At 58.6% G+C, this 22,963-nt stretch carries 22 protein-coding genes; 8 read left to right on the top strand and 14 right to left on the bottom strand.

The annotated features are described in order from the left end of the window. Window positions 1-864 carry a non-homologous end joining protein Ku gene (gene ku / locus EL18_RS03920; protein WP_244444508.1) on the bottom strand — a complete coding sequence of 288 codons (864 nt, stop codon included), beginning with the start codon at window positions 862-864 and terminating at the stop codon, window positions 1-3. A gap of 56 nt (window positions 865-920) precedes the next feature. After that, window positions 921-1,820, bottom strand: coding sequence for a LysR substrate-binding domain-containing protein (locus EL18_RS03915; RefSeq protein ID WP_036479984.1), 900 nt, complete (start codon window positions 1,818-1,820; stop codon window positions 921-923). Window positions 1,821-1,934: 114 nt separating this feature from the next. On the opposite strand from EL18_RS03915, the gene EL18_RS17910 reads away from it, so the two are divergent. Further along, window positions 1,935-2,105, top strand: a complete 171-nt coding sequence (locus EL18_RS17910) for a hypothetical protein (RefSeq protein ID WP_161781969.1) — start codon at window positions 1,935-1,937, stop codon at window positions 2,103-2,105. A 436-nt stretch (window positions 2,106-2,541) separates the two neighbouring features. Further along, on the top strand, window positions 2,542-2,679 hold the full coding sequence (locus EL18_RS18045) for a hypothetical protein (protein ID WP_200875497.1): 138 nt from the start codon (window positions 2,542-2,544) through the stop codon (window positions 2,677-2,679). Window positions 2,680-2,715: 36 nt separating this feature from the next. On the opposite strand, the gene EL18_RS03905 is transcribed toward EL18_RS18045, so the two are convergent. From EL18_RS03905 to EL18_RS03855, 11 genes are all read right to left on the bottom strand, one after another. Continuing rightward, complete coding sequence (locus EL18_RS03905) at window positions 2,716-3,543, bottom strand: DUF1194 domain-containing protein (RefSeq protein ID WP_036479981.1); 828 nt, start codon at window positions 3,541-3,543, stop codon at window positions 2,716-2,718. A 103-nt stretch (window positions 3,544-3,646) separates the two neighbouring features. Next, entirely contained in the window at window positions 3,647-4,834 is a 1,188-nt protein-coding gene (locus tag EL18_RS03900; protein WP_152552952.1) for a hypothetical protein, read from the bottom strand. 28 nt (window positions 4,835-4,862) lie between these two features. Beyond that, window positions 4,863-6,335, bottom strand: coding sequence for an aspartate aminotransferase family protein (locus tag EL18_RS03895; protein ID WP_036479976.1), 1,473 nt, complete (start codon window positions 6,333-6,335; stop codon window positions 4,863-4,865). A 10-nt stretch (window positions 6,336-6,345) separates the two neighbouring features. Continuing rightward, a complete protein-coding gene (locus EL18_RS03890) occupies window positions 6,346-7,353 on the bottom strand; it encodes an NAD-dependent epimerase/dehydratase family protein (protein WP_036479974.1) in 1,008 nt (335 codons plus the stop codon). Then, window positions 7,350-7,778, bottom strand: a complete 429-nt coding sequence (locus tag EL18_RS03885; RefSeq protein ID WP_036479971.1) for an EamA family transporter — start codon at window positions 7,776-7,778, stop codon at window positions 7,350-7,352. The genes EL18_RS03890 and EL18_RS03885 overlap by 4 nt, the downstream gene beginning before the upstream one ends. Before the next feature lie 115 nt (window positions 7,779-7,893). Continuing rightward, window positions 7,894-9,243 (bottom strand): FAD-binding oxidoreductase, encoded by a 1,350-nt coding sequence (locus EL18_RS03880; RefSeq protein WP_036479968.1) that lies wholly within the window; start codon window positions 9,241-9,243, stop codon window positions 7,894-7,896. Between the two features lie 2 nt (window positions 9,244-9,245). Then, window positions 9,246-10,679 (bottom strand): UbiA family prenyltransferase, encoded by a 1,434-nt coding sequence (locus tag EL18_RS03875; RefSeq protein ID WP_036479965.1) that lies wholly within the window; start codon window positions 10,677-10,679, stop codon window positions 9,246-9,248. A 216-nt stretch (window positions 10,680-10,895) separates the two neighbouring features. Then, complete coding sequence (locus EL18_RS03870) at window positions 10,896-11,159, bottom strand: hypothetical protein (RefSeq protein ID WP_036483930.1); 264 nt, start codon at window positions 11,157-11,159, stop codon at window positions 10,896-10,898. Window positions 11,160-11,278: 119 nt separating this feature from the next. Continuing rightward, complete coding sequence (locus tag EL18_RS03865) at window positions 11,279-13,669, bottom strand: mechanosensitive ion channel family protein (RefSeq protein ID WP_051913749.1); 2,391 nt, start codon at window positions 13,667-13,669, stop codon at window positions 11,279-11,281. 191 nt (window positions 13,670-13,860) lie between these two features. Then, entirely contained in the window at window positions 13,861-14,463 is a 603-nt protein-coding gene (locus EL18_RS03860; RefSeq protein WP_161781968.1) for an EF-hand domain-containing protein, read from the bottom strand. A 127-nt stretch (window positions 14,464-14,590) separates the two neighbouring features. Next, entirely contained in the window at window positions 14,591-15,301 is a 711-nt protein-coding gene (locus EL18_RS03855; RefSeq protein WP_036479962.1) for a nitroreductase, read from the bottom strand. Window positions 15,302-15,439: 138 nt separating this feature from the next. Here EL18_RS03855 and EL18_RS03850 point away from each other — a divergent pair, with 138 nt between their 5' ends. From EL18_RS03850 to EL18_RS03825, 5 genes are all read left to right on the top strand, one after another. Beyond that, window positions 15,440-16,033 (top strand): helix-turn-helix domain-containing protein, encoded by a 594-nt coding sequence (locus tag EL18_RS03850; protein ID WP_051913746.1) that lies wholly within the window; start codon window positions 15,440-15,442, stop codon window positions 16,031-16,033. Window positions 16,034-16,136: 103 nt separating this feature from the next. After that, on the top strand, window positions 16,137-17,330 hold the full coding sequence (locus EL18_RS03845; protein ID WP_036479959.1) for a pyridoxal phosphate-dependent aminotransferase: 1,194 nt from the start codon (window positions 16,137-16,139) through the stop codon (window positions 17,328-17,330). Between the two features lie 452 nt (window positions 17,331-17,782). After that, on the top strand, window positions 17,783-18,556 hold the full coding sequence (otsB, locus tag EL18_RS03835) for a trehalose-phosphatase (RefSeq protein WP_161781967.1): 774 nt from the start codon (window positions 17,783-17,785) through the stop codon (window positions 18,554-18,556). A gap of 17 nt (window positions 18,557-18,573) precedes the next feature. Beyond that, on the top strand, window positions 18,574-20,355 hold the full coding sequence (locus EL18_RS03830) for a glycoside hydrolase family 15 protein (protein ID WP_036479956.1): 1,782 nt from the start codon (window positions 18,574-18,576) through the stop codon (window positions 20,353-20,355). Then, on the top strand, window positions 20,352-21,743 hold the full coding sequence (locus EL18_RS03825) for an alpha,alpha-trehalose-phosphate synthase (UDP-forming) (protein WP_036479952.1): 1,392 nt from the start codon (window positions 20,352-20,354) through the stop codon (window positions 21,741-21,743). Before EL18_RS03830 ends, EL18_RS03825 begins: the two co-directional genes overlap by 4 nt. A 44-nt stretch (window positions 21,744-21,787) precedes the next feature. Here the strand turns inward: EL18_RS03825 and EL18_RS03820 are convergent, their stop codons facing one another. After that, the gene (locus tag EL18_RS03820; RefSeq protein ID WP_036483913.1) at window positions 21,788-21,970 is read right to left on the bottom strand and encodes a DUF3008 family protein; all 183 of its coding nucleotides are present in this window, start codon (window positions 21,968-21,970) and stop codon (window positions 21,788-21,790) included. Window positions 21,971-22,110: 140 nt separating this feature from the next. Between EL18_RS03820 and EL18_RS03815 the strand changes: the two genes are divergently transcribed. Next, complete coding sequence (locus EL18_RS03815; protein WP_036479949.1) at window positions 22,111-22,959, top strand: SDR family oxidoreductase; 849 nt, start codon at window positions 22,111-22,113, stop codon at window positions 22,957-22,959. Window positions 22,960-22,963: the final 4 nt, after the last annotated feature.

Raw genomic sequence — 22,963 nt, 5'->3', positions numbered from 1 at the left:
TCAGGCGGATTTCTTGCGCGGACGGCTGGGCTTTGGCTTGGCACTGCTCTTCTTGCTGCCCGATTTCTCAAGGCTCTCTTTCAGCGCGGACATCAGGTCGATGACATTCTCGCCTTCCGGACGCTTCGACGGGGTTGCAGAGGGCGCCTTCTTTTTGTGCTTGCCCGCTTTTTCGTCAACAAGGGCCCGGACCGCATCCGCATAGTGATCCTTGAACGCGGCGGCATCGAACTCTGCCGTCTTGCGCTCGATCAGTTCGGTGGCAACCGTCAGAAGCTCCTTGTCCGCCTTCTTGTCGGAAATGGAAGAGAAGAACGGATCGGTCTTCCGGATCTCGTCTTCATAATGAAGTGTCTCGAGAAGGAGCCCCGAGGAGCAGGGACGCACGGCGACAAGATGCTCCTGCCCGCGCATGGCAAGCTGCCCGAGACCGGCCTTGCCTGTTTGGCGCAGCGCATCGCGCACCACGCGGAACGCATCTTCGGCAAGTTCATCCGAAGGTGCCAGGAAATAGGGTTTGTCGAAATAGATCGGCGGGATCTCGGAAATGTCGACGAATTGTACGAGTTCCAGCGTCTTCTTCGTCTCGAGCTTGATCTCATCCAGCTCGTCCGGATCGATCAGAACATACTCGTCCTTGTCGACCTCGTAGCCCTTCCAGATATCGTCACTGTCCACCGGCCCCACGCCCTGCACCATCTTCTGGTAACTGACGGGCTTGCCAGACGGTTTGTGAACCTGTCTGAATGAGATGCGCGCTTTCCGGTTCGTGGCAGAGTACATCTCCACCGGGATGGAGACGAGAGACAGGCGCAACTGGCCTTTCCATACGGGGCGAGCAACCACGGCGATACCTCGGAACATGAACGCGCTAGTTCTGGAGGTAATTGCCAAGCAGCGTCGCCGGTTCCCTGAGCGGCTCAGAACGTGCCGGTGGTCGTAAACTCGTCGAAGGTTGCGCGAATGTGGTCTGCCGCGGCTCTGACCGGCGCCGAAGCATCAGGCGCGACGATCATTCCCAGATAGTATCTGCCGATCTCGGGCAGGCCATCCTTCTCGCCGAGTTCCACCAGATCATCGGCTATGAACGATTTTGGCAGAGGCGCGATCGCCAGCCCCGCCATTATCGCGGCACGTTGCCCCGAAGTATGGGCGCTCATGAATGCGACACGGTAGTCACGGCCGCTCTCGTCGAGTGCCTTCAGTGCCGCCCCCCGCCAGGCACATCCGTCCTCCCAAAGCGACACGGGCAAGGGTTCGCGCAGATGTGCACTCCCTCCCTTGGCACCGGCCCATACGAGCGGCTCCGTCAGCATGATCTCGACATTGCTCACATCTGTCTGGTCCGAGCAGGTGAGAAGCATGATGTCGAGCTGGTTGGCATGCATCCGCTTTCGCAAGCTGATGCTGCTGTCGATGACCACGTCGACCATGACGGAGGGATGAGACTGGGCAAAGCGCTTGAGCACGCTTGGCAGGACGCGCTCCCCATAATCGTCGGGCGAACCCAGACGTACGACACCGCTGATATCGGCAGCAACGAATTTGGAAACCGCCTCGCGGTTTAGGGCCAGGAGGCGACGGGCATAGCCAAGAAGAACCTCTCCATCAGCCGTCAGGGTCACCGACCGGGCGTCACGCGAGAAGACGCTGCGCCCCAGCATCTCTTCAAGCTTCTTGATCTGCATGGAAACGGCTGATGGCGTGCGAAACACGGAATTCGCTGCGGCAGTAAAGCTGCCGGTTTCCGCAATCGCCACGAATGTGCGCAGCACATCGAGTTCCAGAAGCGGCATGGGATGATTGAGGGGCGCGTTCATATTCAATTTCTCTGAATGTTAAGATCATTCCATTGCGTTTGATTGAACATCAACGCGGCGCCATAGTCAATCCGGTTCTTGGAACCTCACCAGACGCAACCAATGGAGATGGAGATGACCCGCCCTCGCAACCTCGCACAGTCCCTACAACGGTTCTTCATGAACTGGGAACGCCGCCGCACCGCAAAATTCGTCGCCGCGCTGCCCCCGGAGATCCGCAAGGACATCGGCTGGCCCGGCAGGCGCGAATATCTGAGCCGGGATGATTGCGGCCTTCGCGGATGAGAAGGTTGAAGCAAAGCTTCACCACACACAGGCACGAAGAAAGGAGCATGTCGCATTTCTGATTGAGCAGTTCGCAATTCGGACGGCGACGAAATCCTGAATAGCACAATGATTGGTTTCGCAGCGCCCTGACATAATGGTTTGGCACAGGGTGCGCCGGTCGCGGAAACGGTCAAAAACTGGAGCAGTAAAATGACTTTTGGCCTTGTGAAGAAGATCGCTACCACGCTTTGGGCATTCGCTCGTGAATTCGATGCCATGCTGGATGTCGCACGCACGGGCAAGCCGGCAAAGCTGCCGCACAAGTAAACCGCCCATTGCTCGCTCCGGGCTTGTCGCACATCCGATCAGGCTGAAAGCACCCCGGATTGGCCACAAGCGGAGACCGCTGGAAAGCGTCGTGGCCCGGAGGATACCGGCGGTATGGAGAATGACCATGAAATTGCTCAAGCTGCTACGCGGCATCCGCCACACGCGTGACAAGGCCAGATCCGAACGCCAGCGTCTACAGCGCACGATGCCTGGTGAAACCGGCGCAATGGCCGGCCTGAAATACGGGTTTCTGATCAACTAGCCGAACAGCTGGACGAACTGCTCGCCCCTTGCACCATCAGGGGGCGGGCCAGCGCCATGAGCGGTCATCCCACATCTTCTCGCCGATCAGGCAGTCATAGGAAGAAGACTGCACCTTGACGACATTCACCGCGTCTTCGGCTCCAGCCGTACCCGCCAGCTCGATGACGAGTTTGCGCCTGACTGCCTCGGCGAACTGATCCCAGTCATTGACCGGCAGCACGAATGCTCCCGGGCCACCAATCACACAATCCTGATAATACGTATCCAGGTCGCGCACATCGAAGCGGGTCGTCAACCCGCCATTCGTCATGAGAGGCAGACCATTGATCGTGATGCCTCGCGAAGTCAGCGCATCGCGCGCTTCATCTACCGGAAGCCCCTGATTGTTCGGCCCGTCGCCGGAGATGTCGACGACACGACGCAGCCCGGAGAACGAGGTTTCCTGAAACAGCGTCAGCGCGAAATCCAGCGCACCCGAGATGGATGTCCGCCGTGCGCTCGCGGGTGGATCGACCGATAGTGTCTCAGCTACCTTCCGGGCGTCGCCATGGCTTGCAATGACGGTCCAGGGCAGAACAAGCCGTTGGGTTCCCATTCCCGCCCACTCGAAATAGGCGATTGCGATACGACCATGCAGGCCGCCCAGGATCGCGTTGAGCACATCGTCATGAACAAGCGCTTCGGCATAGCCACGCCTTTGGATCTCGAGTTCGTCGGGAGACATGGAAAGCGACACGTCCACCGCAAGCACCAGTTCGACATCAACCACGGACTGGGAGTTGGCGGGAACGGACAGCGCAAGGAACCCCAACGAAAGCGCCAGAACTTTCGCGGCATGGCCTGTTTTTCGAGGCGGTTCCATTCATCGGATTGTAAGGCACCAGCCGCCAGCGGCAAGTGGAACCGCTTCTGTCGCCGGTACTATCCGCTCACGATCGCGAGAGTGAGTGGCCGCATATCCCCATTCAGGCGCTGCGGGCCACCTCGAAGCTTGGCTTCCAACTTGCCACGAGGACCATTGCAAGCCCTGCTATGAAGACGAAATAGAACCGGTCGTCAGGCAGTGGGAAGCTGGCGAATTTTCCCAGCGCACCGATCGCGAGTGCGAAAGCCAGACCGTGAACGCGCTTGCCCGATATGAGGCCGTATTTCGAAAGCAGCGCCCAGCCTGCGCAAAGCACGAGAAGCAGTGCGGGCCAATCATTGTGCTGCAGGGCTACGACGAGGCCGCGCACATAGCCCTTCACCATCATCAAGGGCGAGAAGTCAGGCGCAAATCCGGCCATGGAATTCTGGATCTCGATGCAGGAGAAGTAGAAATGCGCCCACCAGCCGGGGTGATTGCCCAGCTTCGAAATGAGCATGCACGCCACGAATGCCGCCGCGAATGTGGCCAGGAAATAGATCCATCGCCAGTTGAACAGGACCGAAGCTATCAGAAGCGCAAAGATCAGGATGAGATTGTCGGGTCTAACGAAGACGGAGGCGAACAGCAGGAGGCACCCGAGCGCATCCCTGCCCCGCCAAAGCGCATAGAGCGCGACCATGGATATGAACGCAAGCAGCATGTCAGGCACGACCGCCGACGTCATGCGGGAATAGTCGGTGAGCAGGAACAGCGGGACAAGGAAAACCGCGCCCTGCAGCGCATCGGCACGCCAGAGCCAGTAAAGGCACAGGGCCCCCAGCAACAGGCTCGGCACGACACTGAGAATGATCGAGGACCATACAAGCCCCGTCACCGGTTCCAGCAGACGCATAAGGGCCACATACGCAACCTTCACGCGGTACATCGAAAGCTGGCTTTGAAAGTCCTGCGGATTTTCCCACTGGTTCAGATTGTAGGGGTTCGAGAACTTGAGGTGATATTCCTGATTCTCGCTTACCCCCTGCTCGATCAGAGACCAGGTTTCGCGATGCAGTGCCTGCGGTTCCTCGATCCGGTCCTCCAGAGCGGTCGCCACATAGGCGACCATGTCCCAGTTGTAATCCGGCTTCAACAATCCATATGCAGCAACCGCAAGGATGCAGAGCGTCATGAAAAGCGCTGCTGCCTTGTCGAGTAGTGGGCGAGCAAGAAGCGTGGACGTCAAGCTGGCCGCCGCTCTTGCAGTCAGCACGCGCCCGATCATGGTGTATTCATTCATGCTCATCTTGCCCATCCCCTCGGACATCTTCTCGTCAGCCCATCTGGCTCTTGACGAAATCCTTCACGATCGCGACCACGCCGCGTCCCAGCAGCTTGTCGAACGCATCAACAAATGCATCGACATGCTCACGCTGCACGATAAGCGGCGGCTCGAGCCGGATGACGTTGCGGTTATACTCGGTGAAGGCCACCAGCACGTCATGATCGCGAAGAAGCAGCGCGCCGACAAAGCCGGAAAGCGAACCTTTCAGCTTGTCGTCAAGCATTCCAACCACCGGGCGCAATACGGCTGGAAGTGTCTGCGAGAAATCGTGGAATTCGAGTCCCACCATACAGCCCTGCCCGCGCACATCCTTGATGATGCGCGGATATTTCTCCTTCAGGCCGTTCAGCCGCTCGATGAGATAACCGCCGACCGCTTCGGCATTCTCGATCAGGTGCTCGTCATAGAGGACGTTGAGGCCCTCGATTGAAGTCGCACAGGCTTCACCGATGCCGCCAAAAGTCGCCATGGCATGGATCATGGCAGTCTTCGGCGTGCCATAGGCCTTCATGTAGACGTCGCGCTTGGCGATCATCGCACCAACGGCAGCCTTGCCGGCACCCAGCGACTTGGCCAGAGCAGTGATATCGGGCACCACGTCATAGTGCTCGAAGGCATAGAAGCGTCCGGTGCGACCGAAACCGCATTGCACTTCATCAGCAACCCATATCACGCCATATTTGTCGCAGAGCGCGCGCAGCTTCTGCCAGTATTCCTTGTCGGCGGAGATGATGCCGCCGCCGCCCTGGACCGTCTCCAGAACAATGGCACCGATTTCCGGATCAGAGCGGAAGGCATTCTCGACAGAATCGATATCGCCGAACGGAACGCGTACCGTGTTGTCGGTGAGCTTGAACTCGCCACGGTAGAGCTGACCGTCTGTCAGCGAGAGCACGCCCTTCGTCTTGCCGTGGAAGGAATTCTCCGCATAGACGATCTTCGGACGCTTCGGCCCGGCAGCCCTTTCGGCAAGCTTGACCGCAGCTTCCATGGCTTCCGAACCCGAGGAACCGAGAAAGACCATGTCGAGGTCACCCGGCGAGCAGGCGGCAAGATTATAGGCGAGCGCCGTCGAGTATTGCGACATGAACGCAATAGCGATCTCGTGCCGCTTCTCGTCCTGGAACTTCTGGCGTGCCTTCAGAATGCGCGGATGGTTGTGCCCAAAGGCCAGCGATCCGAACCCCCCGAAAAAGTCGAGGATCTTCCGGCCGTTCTGGTCGATGTAGTACATGCCCTCGGCACACTCGACCTTTATCTTGTGGAAACCCAGAAGCTTCATGAAGTGGTATTGGCCGGGGTTGAGATGGGCCTTGAACAGGTCCGTCATCCGCTCGACATTGAGTTCCTTGGCGTCCTCAACGGATAGAAGCGGCGGCTTGGCGATTGCTGAAGGCGCAAGTTCCGGCGCCTGAACCACGGGTTTGGCTTCGATTTCGCTGGTTTTGGTCATGACTGTCATCTGCCCTCTCCTACTCGGCCGGCACGTGTTCGGCACTGACCGTCTGGCCAGCTTTTTTCGCTCGATACTCGTCATAGGCGGCAATCAGCATGTCGCCGTCATTGTACTGAGGCACCCAGCCCAGATCCCGCTCACCCTTTGAGACGTCGAGAACACACATCTCGTCGGCAATCAGATACTGTTCAGGGTCCATCAGCGGCATGTTCATCCAGTCGAGCAGGTCGAGCGTGCGCTTGACCGCCCAACCCGGCGTGGGCACCGTGAAGGATTTCGAACCCGCATGCTTGATCAGATCACCGAGCAACTTGCGCACCGGCGGTGGATTGATGGAACCGAGATTATAGGCTTCGTTCGGAACCCCCGCCTTGTAGGCAAGGCGTGCGGCTTCCGCGCAGTCGAAGACCGAGATGAACTGATAGGGGTTCTTGCCCGAGCCGATCATCGGTACCGGCAGATTCATGTCTACGAGCTTGAAAAGCTTTTCCAGGATGCCGAGACGTCCAGGGCCGATGATGAGGCGCGGGCGGAACAGCGAGATGTTCATGCCACGCTTGCGCCACTCGGCTGCAAGGATCTCGGTATCAAGCTTCGACTGCCCATATTCACCCAGCGGCGCGACCGGATGATCCTCGGTCATCGGATAGGTGACAGTGTGGCCATAGATCATGTCGGTGGTGAAATGCACGAGATTCTTCGCCCCCGCACGGTCCATCGCCTCGATGATGTTGACCGTGCCGTGGTAGTTCACCGGATAGAAGAAGTCGTGACGCTTTGCGCGCACCTGGATCGGCGACAGCATCTTGGCCGACAGGTTGTAGACCATGTCGTCAGCCTTCATGCCGAGCGCCTCGACAGCGGTCGGATCGGTCACGTCGCAGTGCACGAACTGCACCTGACGATAATGAGACAGATCGCTCTTCACGATATCCGCGACGATGACCTCATGGCCATCGGCAACCAGCTTGGGCGCGAGATGACGCCCGACAAACCCGTCTCCACCAAAAATGATATGTCTCATTGGATCACCGACCTTTCCGACTTGTAGGCTGCTTCAGCCGTTTTTTCAGGTGCATCACGGCCGCTCTGCGCGATGAGCACGGTGCCCACGCAGATGAGCGCGATACCCGCAATGCGATATGCGTTGAGATCCTCGCGGAAGACGAAATAGGCGAAGACCGCCACCGCCACATAAGCAAGGCTCAGAAATGGATAGGCGAAGGAAAGCTCCACCTTGGACAACACGTAGAGATGCGACGCCATCGAGATCACGAAGACCGACAGGCCGGCAAAAATCCACGGACTGAACACGATCTGGAGGATCTTCAGTATCGGATTGACGCCCGCAAAGCTGATGGGCCCCATGGTCATCATGCCGTATTTCAGCATGAGCTGGGCCGCCGCGTTGGTCAGCACCGTGAATAGTATGAATGGTAGGAATTTCATTGTGTTTCGCCCCGTAGGTCCTGCGCGAAGTCATAAGTGATGGATGCAAATATCGCGTGCAGCACATTGTTAGATTTCGACCGCTCGCATTCATCGATTGGAAAGGATGCCCCCGTCATTCCGCGACCTCCTGCATCCGCTCGCGAGCGTCCAGAACCATCGCGGTACGTCGCCAGAAATCGGACATGAAGGCAGGATCGCGCCATGCTTCCAGACGGCGCCATTGCGGGAAGCCTGCCGCGAAGACCTCGGCATTCATGCGGGCGTCCTTGTAGGGATTGACCGCACCTCCGGCCTCGACCGTGATGGCATCCAGCCTCTCAAGAAGGTTGAGTGTGTCCTCACCTCGGGCCGGAAAATCTAGCGTCAGCGTGTAGCCGGCACTCGGAAAAGACAGCAGGCCCGGCGAGCGCGCGGTTCCGAACCGTTTGAGGACCGTCAGGAAAGACGCCTGACCGGCATCCTGAGCCGCTTTCAAAAGCGCGGCTATGACTTCAGGACCGGCCGCCTCGGGAACGACGCTTTGGTGCTGATAGAGGCCGCGTGGACCATACAGACGGTTCCAGTTGCGCACTCCATCAAGCGGGAAAAAGTAGCTGTTGTAAGTGCTGCGGCGGAGCCCTGTCTTGCGCAGCTTGCTCAACCTGTACGCCTTGTTGAACAGGCTTATCGAATATTGATTCAGAACATTGAAAGGCGGCTGCAAAGGCACGGAAAGACTCGGCTTTTTCGCCGCCTTGAACGCACCGCCATCCGCGGCATGATTGGCCGCGAGGAGAACACCTCTTCCAACCGACTGGCCGCCGGCGAGTTGATCGATCCACGCCACGGCATATTCGTTTCGCGCATCCGCATCGACTGCCAGCGCAAAATACTCCTCCAGATTGTCGAACGGTATTGCGCTTTCTTCCACATCTGCATGCCCGACGGGCATCAACCGGATCGTTGCATCCAGGATAAGTCCGGTAAGCCCCATTCCGCCGATAGTCGCCTCGAAAAGCTCCGTATTCTCGTCCCGGCTGCATTCGCGAACGACTCCGTCAGAGCGCAGCAGACTGAAACGCTCCACATGGCAACCGAATGTGCCGCGGCGGTGATGGTTCTTGCCATGCACATCATTGGCAATCGCACCACCCAACGTGACATGTTGCGTGCCTGGCACCACGGCCGGGAACCAGCCATAAGGCGCTGCATGCGCGATGATCTGCGACAGCATCGCGCTGGAAGACGCCGTCAGCCATCCGCTCTCCGGATTGAAACTGATCTGAGCCGTCGCCTCCTGCATCAGGACGACCGAATTGGAGCTGTTCTGGCAGCTGTCGCCATAGGAACGCCCATTGCCGTAGGCTAGCATTCCACTCGCCGAAACCCGGCCCTGCTCCAGCATCGCACGCGCCTCCCGGGGATGGAGACCCTTGCGGGTCGGCGTGACCGTTCGCCCGAAACTGGCAAATTCGCGCGCCATGGTCACAGTCCCGCAATGAGCAGGAGGACGGCACCGAATGCCGCGACAGCCTGACTGCGCCAGTCACGAATGATGAAGACGATCGGATCGTCATGCATCTCGTCGCGGCGAGCCAGTATCCAGATCCTCATGGTGATGTAGAGGACGATCGGGCCCAGCGGCCAGATGAGCCAGGGATAGCGATACATCTCGTCCGTCACGTCGCTTTGAATGTAGAGTGCAAGGACCAGTGCGGCCGAGAATGCCGATGCCATGCCAGCCTGCGCCACGATATCCTGGTCCTCGCAGCGATATCCGCGCCCGGCGACCCGCTCTCCCACCGAGACCTCGGACGAACGCAGTTCGACGAACCGCTTCACCAGGGCCAGCGAGAGAAAAAAGAACATGGAGAAGGTCAGAAGCCAGAACGAAACGGATATCCCCGTGGCTGCACAGCCCGCGAGTATGCGCAGCGTGTAGAGCCCCGCCAGCGTCAGAACGTCACCCAACAGCATGCGCTTGACGGTTATCGAATAGACAGTCGTTGCCACGAGATAGAGCAGCATCACCCCGCCAAAAAGCGGCGGCAGAAACGCGGCCACGAGCGCGCCGATACCCAGAAGCACCGCCATGCATGCAAGGCCGAAAGGTATGGAAAGTGCGCCGCTGGCAAACGGACGGTTCTTCTTCGTCGAGTGAGCACGATCAAGCGCCAGATCGAACAGGTCGTTGAGAATGTAGATTGAGGATGCCACTGCGCTGAAAGCGATGAAGGCGAGCATTCCCTCAACGAGCACCGGAATGTTCGTGTATTGATGCGCCAGTATGATTGGCACAAAAATCAGCGCGTTCTTGAGCCATTGATGCACGCGCAGCATCTTTGCGATGACCTTGAGGCCCACTTTGGGCCCTTCGATCAGCTCGCCGCCATGGGTTCCGTGCCAGCGCGACGCTGCCTTGTCCGGCGCAACGACGATCGAGTTTCGAGCCGCATCGAAAACTCGTATATCCGCGCGGCTGTTCCCGGCATAGTCGAACCCCCCGTCTCCATAAAGATCGACCAGTGCCTGCCGCTTGGTCTGGGAGGCCATGTTGCAATGTGGATCAGTGCACAGGACCCGGTCGAACACGCCCAGATATGCAGCGATTGCTTCTGCGAGCTTTCGTGGGGAGGCCGTCGCAAGCACGATCTCCCGCCCCTCGCCTTTCTGCACCTGCAGGCGTGTCAGCAGCTCGGTGCGGTACGGCAAACTCGAAGGTTCGAAATTCACTCGCTCGGCGATCTTGCACTTGAAGTGCGCCTTGCCTTTCAGCAGCCAGATCGGCAGGAGAAACACGCAGTGAGGCTGCTGACGGATCAGCAGGAAGAGCGTCTCCCACAGAAGATCGGTCGCAATGAGCGTGCCGTCGAGATCGACCGCAAGTGGTACGGAATTGCGCTCAGACCGCACATCCATATTGTAAGCCCCCTGATGCTCCCACGGGCGAAGAACGCGCCCTCCTGCAGGGGAATTACACTCAACCTCTTGGCGAATGGTATACGAGGATCGCAAAGCATTCGTGGTGGCGACCGAAACGCGGTTTAGCGTTAACACCCGCATAACGCGCAAACAAAAATGCCGGACATTTCTGTCCGGCATCATCCATGTCAAAACATCTCTGCTCGCAAAGCCCTACCGGATCCGGCCGCGCCCCTGTTCGATCTCGATGGTTTCAGAACCGGTGAGAACCTCCCGGTCGCCGTTCGGCATGGTCACGAAGCAGCCATCGTTGCAAAACTGAACAGTCTCGTCCTTGGACACGCTGAGACGCGCCTGATCACCATTCTCCGTCACCGTGATCGTATGGGTCTCTTCATCGCGATTGACGATACTGGCAGCAGAAGCTGCGGGAACGGCCAGGGTGACACCCACAAGAGCAAGAACAAGCTTTTTCATCATGCACTTCGGTGTCGCCACCGCCTCTGTTCAACGACGATCAGACAATGACCGTCTTACTTGCGCCCCGTTATAGCCATGGCATTGTGAACGGCAACTGAACGTTGCCGCAATCGCTATCAACCGTTCTCCTGGCCGTTGCGATCCGTTGTCTTTTCATGCGCGGCATCTTCCTTGGGCGCGACGACAAAACCTCCACGCAAATGAAGATCGCGCTGCGGGAACGGAATCTCGATACCTTCCTTCTCGAAGGCCTCGATAATGGCGAAGCGGATATCGTTTTGCACCTCGAGCTGGCGCAGGATATCGGCAAGATAGACCCGCACCTCGAAGTCGAGTGATGAATCACCGAAATTCGCGAAATGAACGAAGGGCTCGGGATTCTTGAGCACCAGCGGATGCGATTTCGCAATACCCATCAATATCTCGTGCACCCGACGCACGTCAGAGCCGTATGCAACTCCGATCGGTATCTCCAGCCGGCCAAGACTGTTCTTGTGCGTCCAGTTCCCGACCGCAGCATTGATGAGTTCAGAGTTTGGCAGGATGACCGTCTGCCTTTGGAAGGTTTCGATTTCGGTCGCGCGCACCGATATCTTCTTTACCGTGCCGGACACGGCACCGGCCACGATCCAGTCACCCGCCTTGAACGGACGCTCGACCAGCAGAATGAGCCCCGACACGAAATTCGAGACGATGTTCTGCAGGCCGAAACCGATACCCAGGGAAAGCGCACCGGCAACAAGCGCCAGGTTCGAAAGGTCGATACCCGCGGCAGAGATGCCGATCAGGGCTGCAATGGCGATGCCCACATAGCCAACGGCTGTGCGAATGGAGTTGCGCACACCGGTATCCATGCGGCTGCGCGACATGACAGAACCGTCAAGCCATGCCTGGAACCAGCGCGTGATGAAATAGCCGAGCACCAGCACCACGATGCCCGTCAGGATGCCTATGATCGAAAAAGAGATCGAGCCGATGCGGATTTCGTTGGCGATGCCATAGGTCCAGGTCGTCAGATCCGCGAAGTGGAAACCCCACTGCAACAGGATCATCGGCGCACCGATAAGCACGACAAGCACATTGATACCAAGACCAGCGACCAGTCCCAACTGATCAAGCACGCCTTCATCCAGCCCGAGGCGCTCCCCCATCATGTGCCCTATGCGGGAACGACCAAAAGCGCCCTCGCCGGCAATCGCACCGGACGTCAGGAAGCCGATATACATCGTGGCCAGAATGGCACCCGTCACCACAACCTGCTGCGACAGGAAGCGTGCAAAGCCGATATAGCCGAAGATCGCCGCCAGGATGGTTGCGATACCGAACAGGAAGATCGGCAGCCTGAATGCCAGCGGCCAGGGACGCGGCTTATCACCCTCCTCTTCCGGCGGAAAAGGTTTGACCATGCCGATAAGGATGAGAAGCACGCCGACTGCGACCGTTGCGCCCAAACTCGTCGCCACGGTCAATGAAAGCTGCGAGCCGATCACCGAATAGACCTGGCCCATGAAATAATCGAAGGCTGTGACCCCCGCCATGGCGGCAATAAGCCAGCAAAGCCGTGAAGATGCGCTGCACTCTATCGGCAGAAGTCGCCAATTAGCCCTGTGCGGTGCAAGCGCAGAGCGCGTGAGACGATAGACGAAGAATACCGTACCGATGACGATGAAGAGCGTCGCAAGCAGCTGGGCTATATCTTCGCGCAGCACATTGAACGTATCGAACAGGAGATATGTCAGCGCCAGGAAAATGCCCAAGGCAGCTGACGGCAGCAAGGTCGACCAGAGCGCGACCGAAAGCCGGGCAAGATATGACGGGTCATCATTTTCTATGTCGGGCGCAATGAGGTCGCTGAAATAGCGTCGGCCGCCCATCAGCAAGGCCAATGCGCAGATAAGTGAAGCACCTGCAGCCAGAAGAGCGGCCCTCAGCTTCACCTGCACCACATAGTTCAGCCACGAAGAAACGGAATTATAAAGGCGCTCGATGTCGCCGGTGAACTCTTTTGCGACCTCCGGTCCGAAAGCCGCTGAGATATCGAAACGCCTTGAAAGCGCATTGGTGAAGAGCTCGCGCCGCTTTTGCGCAACCTGGTCGATCAGCCGGCCAATACGCACCGAAAGCGTCTCCGCCTCACCGATCATCGCATTGATCGTGGCTTTCTCGTCGAGCAGCCTCTGACGCTCCTGCACGACGATCTCGGGTTCTGGCGGCTCGCCCTCGCCGCGAGCCGGACCCAGCTGGTCGAGACGATCATTGATCTCGGTGAGCCTCGGTCGGAAGGCAACCCCGCTCTGCAACAGCTCCCGCGACAGCCGCTCCAGTTCCAGCCGCGCTGCTACAAGTTCTGCGTCATCAACGTCTTCGCTGGAGACCTTTTCCGAGAGAGATTCGGTCTCCTCATTGATATCCGCGATTTCGTTTTGCTGCTGCTGCACCAGTTCGCTTTGCGCCAGAGCGCCCAGCGAAAGAAACAGGAGAAAAAAGACAATGGAAACCGGCTTCAATAAAGCAACTCGAACCGCTCTCAAAACTCGCGTCTGTCTTCTCACGATTGATTCGTGTCCTTCCTGTCAGCACCAGGAACATCAGGTAACATTCAATCAGCTTCGTCAAAACAGCCTTAGCAGACTTCTTGGCATGAAAAAGGCCCGGCATTGCGCCGGGCCCTGATCGAAGTCACGAGAAAATGCGGCGTTTATTCTGCAGGTGCCGCACGTGGCGTCACGGGCTTCCGGTCCTGACCGTCGTGCACCTTGCGCATGTGATGACGCATGCCCTCACGGCCGCCTTTCTCGCCATGCTCCATGTGGCCGCCATGACGCTTGCCCTTGTGCATGCCGCGCTCGCCCGCGAATTTGCGTAGCTCGTCCTGGTCAAGCACGCCGTCATCGTTGCGATCCGCCAAGGCGAAGCGCTTGGCCTGATGGCCTTCGATCTCTTCCAGCGTCACGGTGTCGTCTCCATTGATGTCGAGACGTTTGGCCAGCCGTTCGGCGCGCCGCTCGAAAGCGCGACGCATCAGATGATCTGCGAGTTCTTCTTTCGAAAGTTCGCCATCACCGTTTGCGTCGACTTCGGACAGGCGACCCGTATGACGGGCGGCAAATTCCTCAGCGGAAACCTGCCCGTCATTGTTGGTATCCAGACGCTGAAGCATCCGGCCTTGCCGCGGGGTGGCCCCAGCTTCTCGGCTGGATGAAGCCTCTGGTGTTGCCGGGGAATTGTCCTGGGCGTGAACCGCCGCAGTGCCGGCGAGAAGGGATAAAGCGAGGGCGGAAAGTATAATCTTGCGAAACATGAGGTAGTCTCCTTGCATGCGTCGTCGGGGGGTCTACGACGTCTTGAACATGCTCAGAGTGGCATCCGGCAGATTACAGCCCTCTTGCCGCCAGATTAAGCTTTCGTAATGCGCTGACCTTCTTTTCCTATTTTACGAAAGTCACGAATTCCTCGAGCGGAGCCCGTTCGCTTCGCAGGCTGTTTTCCGGCTTCGAGCTGTCTTCATAGCCAAGAGCCATGCCGCAGACCACGATCTCCTCATCCGGAATGTTGAGGATCGGCCGGATCAGCCGGTGATAGGGCGCGAAAGCGGCCTGTGGGCAGGTGTGCAGACCCCGCGCCCGCGCGGCGAGCATGATGGACTGCAGGAACATGCCATGGTCGATCCACGAGCCCTTGTTCAAACGACGGTCAATCGTGAAGATCAGTCCGACAGGCGCGTCGAAGAAGGTGAAATTGCGGTCATGCTGGGCACGCATGCGCTCAACCTCGCGGCGCCCGATACCAAGCAGGCTGTAAAGCGCGAAGCCGACGGCGCGACGGCGCGAGAGATAGGGTTCGAAGAATTTGTCCGGATAGTAGTGATACTCGTCCCACTCTACCTTCTCCGGGCGAATGCCCGATGAAAGGATGGCGTCCGCAATCTTCTGCTTGACCTCACCCGTTGCAACGAAAACCTTCCAGGGCTGCATGTTCGTGCCTGACGGCGCGCGCGAAGCGAGTTTCAGAATGTCGCGTATGGTCTCGTCATCAACGGGATCCGGCAGGAACGCGCGCACGGAGCGGCGCGTGAGAAGCGCTTCGTCAACCGTTTGGGCGATGTCGGAATATTTCCCGTTTTTATCCGGAGCCAACATGTTCCCTTCCCGTTCGGATCGTCGTTCTTGGACAAAAGATAATGGCCGGACACTTGAAGCGCCGGCCCGTGAAATTCAGCTTGATTTTTTCATAGCCGCCGGTCTGAATAATTTCCAGAGGAAATTCGACGCAGACAAATGCTCAACGATCGCACAAACACGCAGGACTTGAAGATGCGCGCCATGCGTTTGCTGGCCGAGGACATCCGGCGTCTGCGAAAGTCGAACGGGCTGACGCTTGCAGGGCTTTCGCAGAAACTCGGGCGTTCGGTTGGATGGCTGAGCCAGGTTGAGCGTGGCATATCCCTGCCCACACTGGCAGATCTGCGTTTGCTCGCCGGCCATTTCAGGGTGCCGGTAAGCTTCTTCTTTCAACCCGTCCAGGAAGACAGGCAGGATCTGCCAGGCGTGGTTCGCCTGGGAGCGGGCCGGAACCTGAAAGTGGAAAGCCCGGGCGTCAGCAGGGAATTGGTTTCACCCGATCTGGGCGGCAGCTTTTCCATGACCAGAACCGTGATCGACCCGGGCGCCTGCTGGTCACGGCCTGCAGATCGCCGTGGCGAGGATGCGGGGCAGATACTTGTTGGTCGCGTGGAATTCACGCATGCCGGGGGGCAAAACCTGCTTGAAGTGGGTGACAGCTTCACCGTGAACGAGGGGGAAGCTTCCTGGCGCAACCTGGACGCCATACCGGCAACGGTCCTCTGGATCTCGGCACCTGCAGGCTGCTGAAACGAACATGGCGGGAGCGAGCATCGGCGCCAATCGCTTGACAGAAGGCGCGTGCTGGTAGACCCCCTCTGTCAGAAACAAATTACACTGAAGGCGCACTCACATGCCTCACCCCTCAAAACGCGTCAGCGGCATTACCGCTCAGGGCAAGGATGGTTGGGAAGTTCATTTCGCGGCCATGCAGCGCAAGCTGGCCGGTGAAGAGATCCTCATGCTCTCCATCGGCGATCATGATTTCGACACACCCGAAGGCACCGTTGAAGCGGCAGTTGACGCCGTGCGTTCCGGTTATCACCACTACATCCAGCTCCCCGGCCTGCCCCGCCTGCGCAGCGCGCTTGCGAAGCTCTCCACGGAAGCGACCGGCATTGATACGCTGGAGCAGGAGGTCATCGTAACGCAAGGTGGTCAGGGCGCACTCTTCGCTGCCTGCCAGGCCACGTTGGACGCAGGCGATCACGCCATCATAGTTTCGCCCTACTACGCAACCTATCCCGGCACCATCCGTGCCGCCAGCGCAAGCTTTACGGAGATAGCGGCAGAGGCAGAGCGCGATTTCGAGCCGGACCCCGACAAGATCGCCTCAGCGATCCAGCCGGAAACGCGGATGATCCTGATCAATTCGCCGAACAATCCCACAGGCGCGGTTTATTCGCGCAAGACGCTCGAAGCCATCAGCGAGCTTTGCATCGAGCATGACCTCTGGCTCGTCTCCGACGAGGTCTATTGGACCATCAACACGCCAGGCAGCCACCTGTCGCCGCGCAGCCTGCCGGGGATGAAGGAACGAACGCTGGTCATCAATTCGCTCTCCAAAAGCCACGGCATGACCGGATGGCGCGTGGGCTGGTTGACGGGCCCTTCCGAGATGATCAGGGCACTCATCAGCCTCAACCTCGTTTCAAGCTACGGCCTGGCGGATTTCGTCTCGCGCGCGGCGGCCATCGCTGTCGAAGAAAAGCACGGTGTTTCCCAGATTGCCGAACGCTACGCGAAACGACGCAGGGTTTTCCTGGACGAGATCGCCGGTCTCAACGGCATCGTCCAGCGCGGCGTTGACGGCGGCATGTATGTCATGCTCGACATCTCCGCGATCGAGCCGGACTGCGAAGCTTTTGCCTGGGGCCTGCTGAACGACGAGAATGTCGCCATCATGCCCGGCACCAGCTTTGGCGCCTCGGCGGAAGGCCATGTACGCATCTCCATGTGCCAGGATGACGAGATCCTGCGGGAGGCCGCGCTAAGGCTCCGCCGCTACATTCTCCAGCGCAGCGCCGGCACCGTAGCGGCGGAATGATCAACGCCGCCGGAGCCACCACCGGCGGTCTTCACGTTCTGTATTCAGAACGCATCTGTAGCCGACAAGGCAGGCGGCACTGTCGCGCGTGGGCACTGTCGCCCGCTTCGCCATCTGGTGCGGAGGGCAAAATCGCTCATTGGCGACATAGCGGTCATATGTATGACGCCCCGTGCCAAGAACAATCGAACCATTGGCGGCGACAGTAGCCCGCGCCTGCGCACAGGACAAAGCCCGGCTGTCGGTGCGCCCGGATTGCGCAAGAGCGGGCACGGCACCGCAAATCACCACGGCCGCAGACATCATCGTGAGGGCGGATTTTCGCATGAGGCGAGCCTTTCTCGAATTAAATCCGGTTATTCCCGGTGCCTTCCTTCACATTTGGGGGACCATGTCCTAGCTTGTGAGAGCCCTCCCAAGGCTTCATGATTCCGCTCATTTCTCGCAACAATATGGCTGGCACACCAGAACCACTCGCAAAGCTCGATAAAAACGCCCTGCATCCCCTTGAAGTCGCGATCTTTCTGGATTTCGACGGGACGCTCGCTGATATCGCAGAAGACCCCGCAGCCGTCGCTGTCCCGAGGCAGACGATCGAGGCTCTCGCACGCCTTGAAAAGATCACTGGTGGAGCGGTCGCGATTGTTACTGGACGGCCGATTTCCGAGATCGATTATTTCCTGTTTCCATTGAACCTCCCCATCGCCGGAGTGCATGGACTGGAACGTCGAGGAGCCGATGGCTCCATGACTTCGGTGCCTACTGACGAGAAGGCGCTGGAATACGTGGCAGATCACCTGGAGCGCTTTCGCGACAGGAACGAAGGCATTTTTATCGAACACAAGCAGGGTTCAATCGCGCTGCATTACCGAAAACGGCCGGAACTTGAATCCGCATCGAAGACTGCGGTGCATGAAGCAGTCAACGGACATGCCGGATTGCATATTCTCAATGGCAAGAAGGTCATTGAGATCAAGGCGGGCAAGGCCACCAAGGCCGATGCACTGAAGGCATTTCTCAAGGAACACCCTTTCACGGGACGCATTCCACTTTTCGCCGGGGATGACGTCACGGACGAAGATGCATTTGTTGCCATTGCCGGTGACAGGGGCGTCTCCATCAAGATCGGCGATGGCAAGACCGCTGCGGCCTATCGGGCCGACAGCACCGAAAGTTTCAGAAGCTGGCTGGATTCGCTGGCCGGCATGTTCGAACGCAACAACTGACTACATAGGTGCAATATATGTCGACACTCGATCTCGGCGCAGTGGGAAACTGCACCTTCTCCGCATTGATTGACCCGAAGGGCCGCATCGTCTGGTGCTGCTTGCCGCGTTTCGATGGCGATCCGGTCTTCAATTCGCTCATCAGTGGAGAAGACGAACCGGACGAAGGCCTTTTCTCGATCCAGCTTGAAGACCTTGCCGAGACGGAACAGCATTACGATCCGAATACCGCGATCCTGATCACCCGCCTGCACGGGGCTTCCGGTTCGCTGGAAATCGTGGATTTCGCGCCGCGCTTTTTCTGGCGTGACCGGATGTTCCGCCCGCAGACCCTGGTGCGTCAGGTCCGTCCGCTTTCCGGCACCCCACGCATCTCGGTGCGTCTGCGCCCGACCTTCGCGCATGGCACCGTGCGCCCCCAGATGACGCGTGGCTCGAACCATATCCGCTATACCGGTCCGGAACTGACGCTGCGCCTGACGACCAATGCGCCGATCGACTATGTCCTGGACGAAACCTGCTTCAATCTTTCCAGCCCCCTCTCCTTCGTGCTGGGCCCGGATGAGACGCTCGACGGCGATGTAAGCGAGACTGCACGCGAGTTCCGCGATCGCACTGCCAATTACTGGCACAGTTGGGTCACGGGCCTCTCCCTGCCCTTCGAATGGCAGGAAGCCGTCATTCGCGCGGCAATCACGCTCAAGCTGTGCACCTATGAGCCGACCGGCGCGATCATTGCTGCAATGACGACCTCCATCCCCGAAGCGCCAGACAGCGGTCGCAACTGGGACTACCGCTTCTGCTGGCTTCGCGACGCTTTCTTCGTGGTCCGCGCGCTCAACAGTCTGGGCACGGTCCAGACGATGGAGAACTATTTCCGCTATCTGATGGATATCGTGGCGGATGCCGATGGCGGCCATCTCCAGCCCGTTTTCGGTGTTGGACGCGAAGCCGATCTCGTCGAAAGCATACAGGAGAATTTCGCCGGGTATCGTGGAATGGGCCCGGTGCGGCTGGGCAATCAGGCCCACGAGCACTACCAGCACGATGTCTATGGCAATGTGATCCTTGGTGCTGCGCAGATATTCTTCGACCAGCGCATTCGCATGCAGCCAAGCCTGACCGATTTCCGCCTGCTGGAACAGGCCGGCGAGCAGGCATACAAGCTTCACAACGCACCCGATGCCGGGATGTGGGAACTGCGCTCCCGCTCACGCGTTCACACCTCGTCCAGCCTGATGTGCTGGGCAGCTTGTGATCGCTTGGCGCATATCGCCCATCGCATTGGAGAGACTTCTCGTGTTCGGTATTGGCGAGACAGGGCGGACGAGATCAAGGCCCGTATCCTGCAAGAGGCGTGGTCTGAGAAGCGCCAGGCATTCGTCGAAAGCTTTGGCGGTGAAACCCTCGACGCAAGCGTGCTGCTGATGACCGAAGTCGGCTTTATAGATCCCAAGGATCCGCGCTATGTCAGCACCGTCGGCCAATTGGAAAAGCACCTTTCCGACGGTCCTTACATGTTGCGCTATGAGGCGGCAGACGATTTCGGAAAGCCCGAGGTCTCGTTCAATATCTGCGCCTTCTGGCGTCTCGACGCTCTCGCCCGCATCGGTCGCAAGGATGAGGCACGTGAGTTGTTCGAAACCCTTCTGAAGACGCGCAACCCCCTCGGCATGCTTTCGGAAGACACCCATCCGATTACCGGAGAAATGTGGGGCAACTATCCTCAGACCTACTCCATGGTTGGCATCATCAATGGCGCGCGGCGCCTGTCCGCACCCTGGGAGTCTGTGGTTTGAAAAGACTTGTAGTCATATCGAACCGCGTTGCAGACCTGACTAAGACGTCGCAGTCGGGAGGGCTCGCTGTCGGACTGGCCGACTCGCTGCGTCAGCGTGGTGGTGTTTGGCTCGGCTGGGACGGCCAGACCGCCAACAGCGATGAGAATCTTGAACCTCAGTCCAAACAGGTCGGTGATGTCACGCAGATCACCCTGCCGCTGACCCGTCGGGATTATGAGGAATATTATCTCGGTTTCTCAAACAGCGTGCTTTGGCCGCTCTTCCACTACCGTCTCGACCTGGTCGAATACAAAACGGACTATCTGGAGGGCTATCGGCGGGTAAATGCCCGTTTCGCCGATGCGCTGATGTCATCACTCCACGAAGACGACCTGATCTGGATCCATGACTATCACCTCATCCCCCTGGCTGCGGAATTGCGCCAGCGCGGCTGCAAGCAACGCATCGGTTTCTTCCTGCACATACCGCTGCCCCCGCCGGAGATGCTGTCGGCGGTCCCCCGCCATCGATGGCTGGTGGAAAGCCTTCTTCAGTTCGATGTGATCGGTCTGCAAAGCCAGACGGACCTGAACAATCTTCAGCATTATATCGAGCAGCACCTGTCCACCGAAGTGAGTGCGGAGGGGCATGTACGCTGGGGTGACCGCGAAGTGATCGCAGGCGTCTATCCAATCGGTATCGACGTGGATGCCTTCGTCGAAATGGCCGAGCGTCCCAATGACGAAGTGCTGATCGAGACGCGGCGGCGCGAAATCCTGGGGCGCCGGCAGGTCATCGGTGTGGACCGTCTCGACTATTCCAAGGGATTGCCGGACCGGCTTCGCGCTTTCGCGCGCCTGCTTGAGCTCTATCCCGAAATGCGCAAATCCGTGGCGCTCATGCAGATCGCCACGCCCACGCGTGAGGAAGTTGAAGCCTATGTTGAAATACGAACGGAGCTGGAAGCACTGTCCGGCGCGATCAACGGGCGTTTCGCCGACTTCAACTGGACACCGGTTCACTACATCCACGGCACCGTGCCACGCGACGCCCTGGCAGCACTTTTCCGATCAAGCCAAGTGGGTTTCGTCACGCCGCTGCGTGACGGTATGAACCTGGTCGCCAAGGAATATGTTGCCGCGCAGTCCATGGACAATCCCGGTGTCCTCGTCCTTTCGAAATTCGCAGGTGCGGCGGAAGACCTGCGCGAGGCCCTGATCGTCAACCCCTACGATGTCGACGACATGGCGCGGAATCTCTGCCGAGCGCTGACAATGCCTCTGGACGAGAGACAGGAGCGCCAGCGCGCCCTGCTCGAGCGGATCAGAAAGCGCGACAATGCCAACTGGCTGAGCAACTTCCTGGCCACCCTCGAACACGAAATTTCGCCGCCGCCACTGGATTGAATAGAAAGCCCGCATATTGCGGGCTTCCTTGATATCCGTACCGGTCAGTCTTTCTTGTCTGGAAGACCTTTGCGATCGGTTTCCGCAAGCTCTTCGAGCTCCTTCTCGGTCATGGAATCTTCCATGTCCTTCGAGGCACCCTTGAGCTTCGACTTCGGCATGTCGCCGCGTTTGGCAGCCAGTGCTGCACCGGCAGCTTTCTGCTGAGCCTTGGATTGGGCTGGCATCGTCACCTCCTTCGATCCTGTCATTCTCAATGGTGTGCCGAGCCGCATTGTTCCCGTCATGCTTGGCGCAAGCTTGATGGAACTCTGCATCCTGCCCCGTGTTGAGTCATCGAATTCCTCCCGAACCAATGAGGCTCGACATGAACCAGCACATGCCTGCACAACATCAAAAGCATCAGCCCGGCGACGAGCACGAAATGAAGCCCCAGCCGGACTATGAACCGCGTTACAGGGGATCGGACAGGCTCAAAGGCAAGGTTGCAGTCATCTCAGGCGCAGATTCCGGAATTGGGCGTGCGACAGCCGTTCTCTTCGCGCGTGAAGGTGCAAATGTGGCGTTCTTCTATCACGATGAGCACGAGGATGCGCAGGAGACCGTCCGGCTGATTGAAGCCGAAGGCGCCAAAGCCTATGCCAAATCAGGCGACATTGCTGACCGGAAGGCAGTCTTTTCCTTCGTCGATGAAGTTCTGGAGAAATTCGGTCAGATCGACATCCTGATGAACAATGCCGCCGAACAGCACTATCAGGAAGAGTTCGAGAACATTCCCGAAGAACAGTTCGTCCGCACCTATCAAACGAATGTCTTTGGCGCTTTTCACCTGACCCAGGCGGTGCTGCCACATCTGAAGGAAGGCGCATCCATCATCGTCACCACGTCGATAACCGCCTATAAGGGGCAAGATGTGCTGATGGACTATGCAACGACGAAGGGAGCGCTCTTGGCCATGGTCCGTGCGCTTTCTGGCAGCCTTGCGTCAAAGGGCATCCGGGTGAACGGCGTTGCCCCGGGCCCCATCTGGACGCCGCTTATCCCTGCATCTTTCCCCTCAGAGCAGGTCAGGGAATTCGGCTCCAACACGCCTCTTGGCCGGCCGGGTCAACCCAACGAGGTCGCACCATGCATGCTGTTCCTTGCCTGCGAGGATTCGTCATACATGACCGGTCAGGTTCTCCACCCCAATGGCGGGACCCCGGTCGGCGGCTGATCCT

The organism is Nitratireductor basaltis, assembly GCF_000733725.1.
GTDB classification, from domain to species: domain Bacteria; phylum Pseudomonadota; class Alphaproteobacteria; order Rhizobiales; family Rhizobiaceae; genus Chelativorans; species Chelativorans basaltis.
Note: the sequence above shows the minus strand (reverse complement) of the source record. Positions and strands in the feature narration are given on the sequence as shown.

What these genes read in the sequence shown, in the direction of transcription:
- EL18_RS03870 (WP_036483930.1), bottom strand. Translation starts at nt 11,159, where the DNA reads ATGAAAAAGCTTGTTCTTGCTCTTGTGGGTGTCACCCTGGCCGTTCCC.
- otsB (WP_161781967.1), top strand. Translation starts at nt 17,783, where the DNA reads ATGGCTGGCACACCAGAACCACTCGCAAAGCTCGATAAAAACGCCCTG.
- EL18_RS18045 (WP_200875497.1), top strand. Translation starts at nt 2,542, where the DNA reads ATGAAATTGCTCAAGCTGCTACGCGGCATCCGCCACACGCGTGACAAG.
- EL18_RS03850 (WP_051913746.1), top strand. Translation starts at nt 15,440, where the DNA reads ATGCTCAACGATCGCACAAACACGCAGGACTTGAAGATGCGCGCCATG.
- EL18_RS03860 (WP_161781968.1), bottom strand. Translation starts at nt 14,463, where the DNA reads ATGTTTCGCAAGATTATACTTTCCGCCCTCGCTTTATCCCTTCTCGCC.
- EL18_RS03845 (WP_036479959.1), top strand. Translation starts at nt 16,137, where the DNA reads ATGCCTCACCCCTCAAAACGCGTCAGCGGCATTACCGCTCAGGGCAAG.
- EL18_RS03900 (WP_152552952.1), bottom strand. Translation starts at nt 4,834, where the DNA reads ATGAGCATGAATGAATACACCATGATCGGGCGCGTGCTGACTGCAAGA.
- EL18_RS03815 (WP_036479949.1), top strand. Translation starts at nt 22,111, where the DNA reads ATGAACCAGCACATGCCTGCACAACATCAAAAGCATCAGCCCGGCGAC.
- EL18_RS03830 (WP_036479956.1), top strand. Translation starts at nt 18,574, where the DNA reads ATGTCGACACTCGATCTCGGCGCAGTGGGAAACTGCACCTTCTCCGCA.
- EL18_RS03855 (WP_036479962.1), bottom strand. Translation starts at nt 15,301, where the DNA reads ATGTTGGCTCCGGATAAAAACGGGAAATATTCCGACATCGCCCAAACG.
- EL18_RS03880 (WP_036479968.1), bottom strand. Translation starts at nt 9,243, where the DNA reads ATGGCGCGCGAATTTGCCAGTTTCGGGCGAACGGTCACGCCGACCCGC.
- ku (WP_244444508.1), bottom strand. Translation starts at nt 864, where the DNA reads ATGTTCCGAGGTATCGCCGTGGTTGCTCGCCCCGTATGGAAAGGCCAG.
- EL18_RS03890 (WP_036479974.1), bottom strand. Translation starts at nt 7,353, where the DNA reads ATGAGACATATCATTTTTGGTGGAGACGGGTTTGTCGGGCGTCATCTC.
- EL18_RS03895 (WP_036479976.1), bottom strand. Translation starts at nt 6,335, where the DNA reads ATGACAGTCATGACCAAAACCAGCGAAATCGAAGCCAAACCCGTGGTT.
- EL18_RS03885 (WP_036479971.1), bottom strand. Translation starts at nt 7,778, where the DNA reads ATGAAATTCCTACCATTCATACTATTCACGGTGCTGACCAACGCGGCG.
- EL18_RS03915 (WP_036479984.1), bottom strand. Translation starts at nt 1,820, where the DNA reads ATGAACGCGCCCCTCAATCATCCCATGCCGCTTCTGGAACTCGATGTG.
- EL18_RS17910 (WP_161781969.1), top strand. Translation starts at nt 1,935, where the DNA reads ATGACCCGCCCTCGCAACCTCGCACAGTCCCTACAACGGTTCTTCATG.
- EL18_RS03820 (WP_036483913.1), bottom strand. Translation starts at nt 21,970, where the DNA reads ATGCCAGCCCAATCCAAGGCTCAGCAGAAAGCTGCCGGTGCAGCACTG.
- EL18_RS03905 (WP_036479981.1), bottom strand. Translation starts at nt 3,543, where the DNA reads ATGGAACCGCCTCGAAAAACAGGCCATGCCGCGAAAGTTCTGGCGCTT.
- EL18_RS03875 (WP_036479965.1), bottom strand. Translation starts at nt 10,679, where the DNA reads ATGGATGTGCGGTCTGAGCGCAATTCCGTACCACTTGCGGTCGATCTC.